At 38.2% G+C, this 2,141-nt stretch carries 1 protein-coding gene; it reads left to right on the top strand.

The window, feature by feature from the left end; genetic code table 11:
• Window positions 1-150: 150 nt before the first annotated feature.
• Window positions 151-2,013 carry a Fe-S protein assembly chaperone HscA gene (gene hscA / locus NZ519_13710; protein ID MCS7029810.1) on the top strand — a complete coding sequence of 621 codons (1,863 nt, stop codon included), beginning with the start codon at window positions 151-153 and terminating at the stop codon, window positions 2,011-2,013.
• Window positions 2,014-2,141: the final 128 nt, after the last annotated feature.

Here is a 2,141-nt window from a genome sequence, read left to right as displayed (position 1 = left end):
CACACAAGCGCAAGCGAAGTGTGGGCAAGGGCACACGCAAAAGAAAAAACTTAAATTGTAAATAGTTGCTTTACAAAAAGTTATATACAAACTGCCCATAATCTAAACTCCATTTTGAATAAACACAACGATTTTTTGTTATTTAGTAGCATGGTAAAAATACCTATTGACCTCAAAACAGGTACCATCAAAAAAGAAAAAATTATCGTCGGAATAGACTTAGGTACTACCCACAGCTTAATTGCATACACAAAAGAGGGACAACCCATAGCCATTAAAGCCCAACATAATCAAACAATTGTACCCTCTATCATCCACTTTACCGAACAAGGCGAAATTTTAGTAGGACATGATGCTAAACCCTACTTAATCTCTGCCCCTGAACGTACTATCTATTCCGTCAAGCGTTTGATGGGCAAATCGTATAAAGACATTGCCGACCATAGCGAATTTTTTAGCTACAAAATTATTGACGACAATACCGATAACTTAGTCAAAGTACGCATAGGAGATAAATTCTATAATCCTATCGAACTTTCTGCTTACATCTTAAAAGCCCTTAAAACCGCAGCAGAAAAAGAACTTAACGTAGAGATTAACCAAGCAGTAATAACCGTTCCCGCTTATTTTAACGACTCACAAAGGCAAGCTACCAAAGATGCAGGCAAGTTAGCAGGACTAGAAGTATTGCGAATAATCAACGAACCTACCGCAGCTAGCTTAGCTTATGGCATAGGCTTGAATAAAGATGAAGTAAAAACCATTGCAGTTTATGATTTAGGCGGAGGTACATTTGATATATCTATCTTACGAATAGAGAACGGCGTTTTTGAAGTCCTTTCTACAAACGGCGATACCTACCTCGGCGGAGATGACATAGACAAAGCTATCGCAGAATATTGGATTGGCACAAACCACTTACCTTACCAAAAAGTACATCAGGACAAGCAGTTTTTACAAACTCTACGCTTAGAAGCCGAAAAAGCTAAAAAAACTTTAAGTACAGAAAACGTTTATCAAAGCACAATCCATTGGGGCAATATGACTATTCACTGTTCCATTCAACGCTCTGATTTTGAAAAAATTATCACGCCCATAGTGGATAAAACTATCCAATGCTGTAAAAATGCCATACAGGATGCTCACATTCCTGTTGAGGCTATTGATGCCGTAGTAATGGTAGGCGGTTCTACTCGTATTCCATACATCAAACAAAGAGTACATCAATTTTTTGGAAAAGAACCTTATGATAAAATTAACCCCGATGAAGTGGTAGCCTTAGGCGCAGCCATCGAAGCAGATATTTTAGCAGGTAATAGAAAAGATATTGTCCTATTAGATGTAACACCGCTTTCTTTGGGTATAGAAACCCTAGGCGGACTTATGGACGTACTTATACCCCGAAATAGCAAAATACCTACACAAGCAGGCAGACAATACACCACCAGCATTGACGGACAAACTAATCTTAAAATTGCCGTTTATCAAGGAGAGAGGGAATTAGTCAAAGATAACCGCAAACTAGCAGAATTTGAACTTAAAGGTATTCCACCTATGCCTGCAGGATTACCTAAAATTCAAATCAACTTCATTCTCAACGCGGATGGAATACTCAAAGTTACAGCAAAAGAACTACGCAGCGGCGTACAGCAACATATTGAAGTTAAACCTCAATACGGCTTGACCGATGAACAAGTAGAGAAAATGCTACTAGAATCTCTACAAAATGCACAGCAGGATATGCAAGAAAGACAAATTTTAGAAGCTATCGGCGAAGCTGACCAAATTTTGTATCATACCCGAAAATTTATGGACAAACATGCAGACTTAATCACACCGCAAGAAAAAGAAAACACAGAAAAAGCTATTCAGCACTTAGAAGAAGCCCTAAAAACGCGAAACAAAGATACCATTTACAAAGCTATTGATGAACTCAATGAAGTTACTAAACCTTTTGCAGAAAGAGCAATGGATATAGCTATTGCCGAAGCCCTCAAAGGTAAAAAAATATAGGTACCTAAAATAGTTTGTTTTGCTTTGAGAAAATGAGAAACTTCAAAGATTAAAAAGATTAAATTTTAATTTTTTGGGCGTGCCCTTGCCCACACTTCGCTTGCGCTTGTGTGGGCAAGGTCGGCGTG

The organism is Bacteroidia bacterium (assembly GCA_025056095.1).
In the GTDB taxonomy this organism is placed as follows: Bacteria; Bacteroidota; Bacteroidia; order JANWVE01; family JANWVE01; genus JANWVE01.
Note: the sequence above shows the minus strand (reverse complement) of the source record. Positions and strands in the feature narration are given on the sequence as shown.

Bases quoted from the DNA above. Each gene is read 5' to 3' on its own strand.
- hscA (MCS7029810.1), top strand. From the start codon at position 151: ATGGTAAAAATACCTATTGACCTCAAAACAGGTACCATCAAAAAAGAA.